Consider the following 7,070-nt stretch of genomic DNA (forward strand, 5'->3'; position numbering starts at 1 on the left):
GCAAAGCCAAGTACTATATAGATCCAAAGTTTGACGGCGAAACGAGTAATTTTTCTTTCAATCTCTAAAAGCTCGATCCTTAATCCGTACAACGGGTTTGGTAAGATATTCTAAAACTGTTTTTGGCTCAGAAAGCATGTCGACCTGCGCGATCATCCCTGGGATCACATCCAGTTTTTGCCCCTCTGCATCAGTAAGCTCACCATCCAAACGAACCTCGACAACATAGACGGAAGACTCGCCATCTGGTGCCAAAACGGTATCCGCGCCAATACGGGTCACACGACCGCTCAGAGCGCCATAACGCGATGCATCATAGGCTGTAATACGCACTTTGACATCCTGATCGGGTCTGATGAAAGCGATGTCATCAGGGGTTACAAAAGCCTCGACTGTGACCGCGTCGCCAAAGGGCACGATTTCGGCAACTGTTTGGCCTTGCTGCGCCACGCCACCAAGCGTCGAGAACAGAACCTGGTTGACGATACCGCGGGCGGGCGCACGTATTTCTGCGCGGCTCAACCGGGTTTCAAGGGCTGGAATGCGGGTTTCTAACGCGGCCAAACGGGTTTGAGTTTCAGTCAACTCCCTGTTGGCAACAGCTCTGAATTCCCGGTTTCGCGCGATGATCTGGTTTTCAATTTCTGTCAACGCAGATTGCGCCATCAATATGCGATTGTCTGAATCACTCAAACGTCCAGATTGATCGCTGAGTTCACGACGCAGGTCGATCATCACCAAAGGGCTTTCCAGCCGCCCCTCGACCAAAGGCTTGATCACGGCCATTTCCTCTTCCAGAAGGGCAATGGCATCGTGGCTCATGGTCTTGTTGATCCTAGCGGCTTCAATTTCGGCCAGTTTTATGTCTCGGCGCGATTCCAACACGTCCAAATCAGCTTTCAATTGTGCGCCCATAGCCGTGAAAAGGTCCTGTTCGGCGCGGATCAACGTGTCCCCTGCTGTCGAGATTTCAGGCACGTGGAATTCCTGGTTGCCGATTTGCGCTTCAAGTCGCGCCCGCTGTAGCGTCAGCGCCGTAAATTCGGATACGGCTGCATCCAGTTCCGATCGCAGCAGCGCGGGATCGAACCTCATCAAAATATCCCCCGCATCAACGGTATCACCGGCCTTGACGCGGATTTCTGTGATGGTTCCTGTTTCGGCAGCCTGCACAATCTGGACCAATTGAGACGGGACCACGCGTGCTTCGGCGCGGGTAACATCGTCGATTTCGGTGAAATAAGCCCAGACAAAAACAATCAACAGCAACAAAATCACCGCTAGTAGCAATAGCCCACCTGCCGCGCTACGTCTTCCTCGAAGTTCCCGGGCAGTTGCCGCAAAATCTGCTCCCGCCATCCTACGCCTCCTTCACCACACGCGCTGCTGGGCGAGCTCGAGTTATCATTTTTTCCTTACTTCCGTCATAAGTAACCCTGCCATCCGTCATGACGATGACCCGATCCACCAGTTGCAGCAAACTTGTGCGGTGAGTCACCAAAACAAGGGTGCGATCACTGGATAGCCACTGCTTGAGGTTGCTAATGACCTGCGCCTCGGTCTGTACGTCCATTCCCGAAGTTGGCTCATCCATCACAAGAGTCTTGGGATCACCGATCAGCGCCCTTGCAATTGCGATCGCCTGTCTTTGGCCGCCCGAAACACCGCTGCCGCCTTCCCGGATTTCCATATCAAACCCATGCGGATGCGCGGCCGCGATACGATCCGCCATAGACAGCGTAGCTTTGCGATGAACTTCCTCATCCGTGACGCCAAATCTGCCTGCGACAATGTTTTCGGTCATGGTTCCCGAAAACAACCAACAATCCTGAAGAACCGCCCCGATGTTGCGTGTTTTGTCGGCTGGGTCCACCGCGCGGGCATCCAACCCATCGAGAACAATGGACCCTTCATCCGGCTCATAAAGACCCAGAATAAGACGCGCCAAAGTACTTTTGCCCGAACCCACAGGGCCCAATATCGCGACTTTTTCCCCTGCGTTTATGGATAGGTTCACATCTTTCAGGACAGGACCCAAGGCTTCATCATAAGAAAAGCTGACATCTTTGAATTCGATTTGCCCGGCGAGATCGCGGCGCGACAGATACCTGCGTCCGACCTCCCGCTCAACTTCCTGCGCCATTAGCGCGTCAATCTGACGATACGCGACCCGTGCCTGGTTCAATCGAGTCAAGACCTGTGCCAATTGCGACAAAGGAGACAGCGTTTTCCCGGTGAGGATGACACACGCAATCAAGGCACCCATGGAAATTACGCCATCCCGGATCAGAAACACGCCGTAAAAGACGATGGCAACCTGGGCAATCTGTTGTACCAGTAAGGTCAGGTTCAGCGTTCCCTGAGACAAAATCCGCGTCTTGCCCGAACTTTCCGATTGCGCCCTGACTGTGTCTGCCCAACGTGCCCGCATAACCGGTTCCGCACCCGTCGTTTTTAGGGTCTCCATCCCGGTCAGCGTTTCCATAAGCACGGATTGTTTGGTCTGTCCGTCAACACTGGATTCGCGCGCGTACCGACTTAGAAATGGCTGGACCAGAATCCCGGCAATCAGCGTGATTGGAACAGCAATAGCGGGAACAAGCGCCAGGGGCCCTCCGATAGCCCAGATGACGCCGATGAAAACAAACAAAAATGGTAAATCGACCAAAGTTACCAGAGAAGCCGAAGTGAAGAAGTCCCGCACCACTTCGAAATCCCGCAGGATCGACGCCATTCTTCCGTTCTGACCACCCCGCGCTTTCATCTTGAGCGCCAAAAGTTGATTGAACAAACGTTCGGCGATTTTCAGGTCGGCCCGTTTGCCGGCCGTATCAATAAACCGACTGCGCAGGTTTTTGATAAGGAAATCGAATAGGAGTGCAAACCCGACACCCGCCACGAGTGCAAAAAGGCTGTCTACCGCCTCATTGGGCAGAATGCGGTCATAGACGACCATGGTAAACAGTGATGTAGCAAGGCCCAGAATACTTGTGACCATGGCTGCCACAAGGATTTGTGCGTAAACACCGCGCAGATCACTAAAGGCGGACCAAAACCAATGACCCTGTGGGGACATTCGGGCATCTTCTGCCCGACGGGTACGCGCGGCACGCAGTATCCACCGCGCCTTTTTTAGCCGTGGATCGTTTCGTCGCCAAATCTGTGGTTCATTTGATCCAGTCGATGCGTCAACGATCAGGAACCGATCCTTGTCTTCCCGGTCCAGTACAACGACCGGTGCCCCATCCGACGTAAATGCGAGAACGGGAAACAGAATGGGATCCAGCGTGACGACCTTGGCTTTCCCAAATTCGGCCTTGTAGCCGGCTGCCTCCAGCGCTTTGACCGCATCCCGGACTTCGTATGAATCAGGCCTGCCTTCAAAAACACGAAAGAAGTCAGCCTCGGACAGCCCGTGACCCAAATGCTCCGTAAGGACTTTCAGGTGGTTTATCAGCGGGTCGCTATCAACAGGTTTCATACGTGGATCACAGGGTGGGGTCAATAGGTCGGGCGACACCCAATGCGTCAAGAATGTCCCCGGTTACGGCCAGGATCGCATATTCAGCCCGATGCGCCTGGGCCTCTAGCTGGATAACTCGGACCTGAGCCGTATTCAGTTCGCGCAAAGCGTCCAATATCTGCAAAAAAGTGCTTCTTCCGATCTCAAATTGCCGTTGGGCAGCTTCAAGCGCGTCGTCATTGATCGCAACTGCCCGACGCGCAAATTGAAGACGTTTTTGAATCGAAGTTGTTTCTTCCAAAGCTTGCGACAGGTTGCGCAACAACTCTCGTTTCAGTTCTTCTTCCTGCGCTTTGCTTTGCTCCAGATTGGCCAGCGCCGTCTGTACGTTGGCCCGCGCAGAACCTCCTTGGTAGATTGGAATGTCCACACCCAATCTTGCCTGCGCCCCATCATCCAAAGTACCTGAATCAAAATCTGTTTCCAAAATAGCCAGCAAAGTGGGCCGTATCGCGCGTTCCGCCACAACAACTTCTTGCGCACGCACTTCGCTGGCCGCGATCTGGCTTTGCAAGCGTGGGCTTCGCGCGACCATTATCTGAGCCGAGTCTGAAACCAGCCCCGGTGCAGGCGGAATAGTTGGTATGGCTGAAGGCGGTTTACCGAAAACCTCGACCCAGGCAGCCCTAGACAAAGCAACCTCGGTTTGGGCTTGCGCCAGCTCTGTTTCAGCGTTGGACTGACGCCCCTGCCCGGCCAGAAGATCCGCAACCGATCCTCCTCCAGCATCAAACCGGGCCTGCATGTCATCAACGACCCCCGCGATCCGCTTCAGGTTCTGACGCGCTTGTTGTTCCAGCCTTTGATTTCGGTCTAGATCAACTACCGTTTCAACTGCTTCAAAACTCAGTGCACTGAGGACAGATAGTTCATCCAGCCAGGCCTGACGTGCTTCGGTTTTTCGCAAACTAACGCGGCCCGATACTTTCCCACCATCATAGATGATCTGGCTTAACCGCAGAATAGGAACGGACTCACCCTCGGACGTGAAAGAGGTTTCGGCATTCAGTTGGGGCAAAAACGCGCCTTTTTCAGCATCAATACGAGACCGTGAGGCCGATATACTGGCAAGACCCGCCGAAGAGGACGGAGATTCGACAACACTTGTCCGAATGAGCTCAGCGAAATCAGTGCGGGCAACGGATCCGGATATGTTTCGCTTGTCAGCCGTTTGCGCCGCCGGGGCAACTGTGTCGACAGAGTTGGTTGCATCCGGGTTCTGCGTACACCCTGCGACCAAAGCCAAAACTATTGTGTACGCTATCCCAGCTTTCATGGTGCTAACGCCCCCGGCTTTAAGTGCAAGCCTTCCAACAGGTCATCCGTCAATGCCCCAAGAAAAGCGTTATCCGGGTCGGTCACTACCGAACGCCTGGAATGGTTTGAAGAAGCCTTTGTTCCTAAAAAGCTTTTTTGGTGATGCTGTGACAAAATCTGCGCATAAGCCGCTCCCAACGCCCCGTTTTGTGCCAGCTTCGAAAGTAGCTCTGGCTGACACCGTCTTAGCGCGGATTCGTCCACATCATAAAGCTGACTTTCTCCTTTATTTCGCAACGCCGACGGCTTTAATAGCCGAGCGGCATGCAAATCTTTGCCAATGCGGTTTACCAGTTCAAGCCCGCCAATGAATTTGGCGAATGCTTGCGCCACTGGCTTGACCGGAGAAGAAAGCTCTCGGCCTTGAAACAAGGCCTGGCCTGTTTCGCCGACACAGTCGGGATCGTCCCACAAGGCAAAGACATGTCCGGCACCGTCAGGCAAAATCGAAAATGGATACATGCGTAGTAAAAACGGGATATGCGCCAGTGCAAGCTTGCCATCTTCGCCGAGCCAGGGACACTCAGACTGCCGCGAAACTTTCAGGACTGATATCGCGCGCCAGCTTCCATTTGTGTCCACGAATGCCCATGGCAATTCCAAAGACACCAGCGGCAACTCGGGAGCACTGAGCAGTACGGTCGGACTAAACGAGACATGACGATGATTAGTCGGAATGCGCCAACGAAGATTGGCGCATTCTTTCAGTGTTACTGGTCGCAGCGAAGGCGCACCGGGTTCAGGCATCAGTTGAGACCTTATCTTCAGACCAGTACACTGGTTGCAGGTAGTTCTAAGTCTTCAGCAAAAACCAAGTTTGGTTCGAACGGATGACCATCGGACAGTGTACTCGTATCCGCCCCGCTGAAGGTCGCAACGGTCTGACCCAAGGTGTTGCTGCCAATCAGTTCCTGCATAACAGCGTTTCCTGAGCTGTCGAAAAACAGCACGTATTCACCTTCACCGATATCGTCGAACGTCGACGCAATCGCATCCAGCGCACCCTGATCTGTGACATCGTCGACCCCAAACGTCAGCGAGAAGTCCGCACGTTGGTCCTCGATAACAATTCGATCGCCGATCGAGTCATCGTCATTGAAGCGGAACCCGTTAATCTGATCGATACCGAGGTCGTCAGGGTCGATATAAATATACGCTTGGCCGTCTCCATCCTGAAGGTTAACCGTGTCAGAGCCACCCCCGAGGATGAACACCCCGGTACCGGAACGATCAAATGTGATCGCGTCATCGCCACCGCCGGTTTCGATCCATTGATCGACGCCTTCGACAAACAGATCCTGTGGAGTGTCATCGCCAACGACAACCAAATCGCGACTTCCGAGCCCAAGCGACGCGTCAATGTCTCCCAAGCCAACGGCACTATTTAGCATTGTCACAAAGTCACCGAACTCGATACCAAGATTTGTAAACGACCACACGACGTCGGATCCCAGTGTCATCGTTGCGGCATCGACCGTCCCTGAGTAAACCTCGCTACCCAGTGGCCCGCTGACACCCAAACCTGAGCCGACAACCGAAAGACTGTATGTCTCAAGACCAACAGTTTCCTCGAAGGTAAACTCGCCTGCGCTTTGGGTGAGGTCGTTACTTAGAGCGTCAGAGGCGATCAAATTCAATGAAGCCGGGCCATTTAGTGTCAAGATCGCAGGATCATCCATCGTCTCAGGCGAGAATGGCAGAACTTCCTGAATGAGCGTGTTTTCGAACTGAGCAACTGAAATGCCCGCCAGTGTTACGCTGTTGCCAGAGCCCAGATCAAAGCGCAAGGAAGGCTGCCCGTCGAAGTCAACCTCACTGTAGTCTGGAAGCGCTCCATCGAATGCCCCACCGCGATCCTGCAACTGGTCGAGTTCAAGGTCAAAGCCAAAAACCACATCGTTTCCGACACCGACGATGAAGATATCTTCTCCTGCGCCTCCGGTATAGACATCATTCCCGCCACGGCCTTCAAGTTGCGAGCCGGTGTCGGCTGCGGTCAGGTCGTCATCGCCATCGCGCGAACCGCGCACAGATTCAACGCCCGTCAACGCATGATCGAACGCCAGACCGTCCCAAACACCCGTCGCCGTGCCGGTCTGCAGGTTCACCGTCACCCCGCCTTCAACACCGCTGCGGTCATACCGCACCTGGTCAAAGCCGCCGCCCGCATTCAGAACATCGGTCCCCGCGCCCAGAATGAACTGCTCATCTGCAGCCGAGCCAGTGATGG

General features: G+C 54.1%; 5 protein-coding genes. All 5 read right to left on the reverse strand.

Annotation, left to right across the window (positions count from 1 at the left end; genetic code table 11):
* Nucleotides 1–57: 57 nt before the first annotated feature.
* On the reverse strand, nucleotides 58–1,359 hold the full coding sequence (locus ACR0DG_RS11400; protein ID WP_480700478.1) for an HlyD family type I secretion periplasmic adaptor subunit: 1,302 nt from the start codon (nucleotides 1,357–1,359) through the stop codon (nucleotides 58–60).
* 1 nt (nucleotide 1,360) lies between these two features.
* Nucleotides 1,361–3,481, reverse strand: coding sequence for a type I secretion system permease/ATPase (locus ACR0DG_RS11405; RefSeq protein WP_480700479.1), 2,121 nt, complete (start codon nucleotides 3,479–3,481; stop codon nucleotides 1,361–1,363).
* Between the two features lie 7 nt (nucleotides 3,482–3,488).
* Entirely contained in the window at nucleotides 3,489–4,799 is a 1,311-nt protein-coding gene (locus ACR0DG_RS11410; protein ID WP_480700480.1) for a TolC family protein, read from the reverse strand.
* Nucleotides 4,796–5,587, reverse strand: a complete 792-nt coding sequence (locus ACR0DG_RS11415; RefSeq protein WP_480700482.1) for a SapC family protein — start codon at nucleotides 5,585–5,587, stop codon at nucleotides 4,796–4,798. Before ACR0DG_RS11415 ends, ACR0DG_RS11410 begins: the two co-directional genes overlap by 4 nt.
* A gap of 17 nt (nucleotides 5,588–5,604) precedes the next feature.
* The coding region (locus ACR0DG_RS11420) for a hypothetical protein (protein WP_480707157.1) at nucleotides 5,605–7,070 on the reverse strand (1,466 nt) is incomplete at its 5' end.

The sequence above is a fragment of the Ruegeria sp. BG8 genome (assembly GCF_056538325.1).

Coding starts and splice junctions, on each gene's coding strand:
- ACR0DG_RS11400 (WP_480700478.1), bottom strand. CDS start 1,359: ATGGCGGGAGCAGATTTTGCGGCAACTGCCCGGGAACTTCGAGGAAGA.
- ACR0DG_RS11405 (WP_480700479.1), bottom strand. CDS start 3,481: ATGAAACCTGTTGATAGCGACCCGCTGATAAACCACCTGAAAGTCCTT.
- ACR0DG_RS11410 (WP_480700480.1), bottom strand. CDS start 4,799: ATGAAAGCTGGGATAGCGTACACAATAGTTTTGGCTTTGGTCGCAGGG.
- ACR0DG_RS11415 (WP_480700482.1), bottom strand. CDS start 5,587: ATGCCTGAACCCGGTGCGCCTTCGCTGCGACCAGTAACACTGAAAGAA.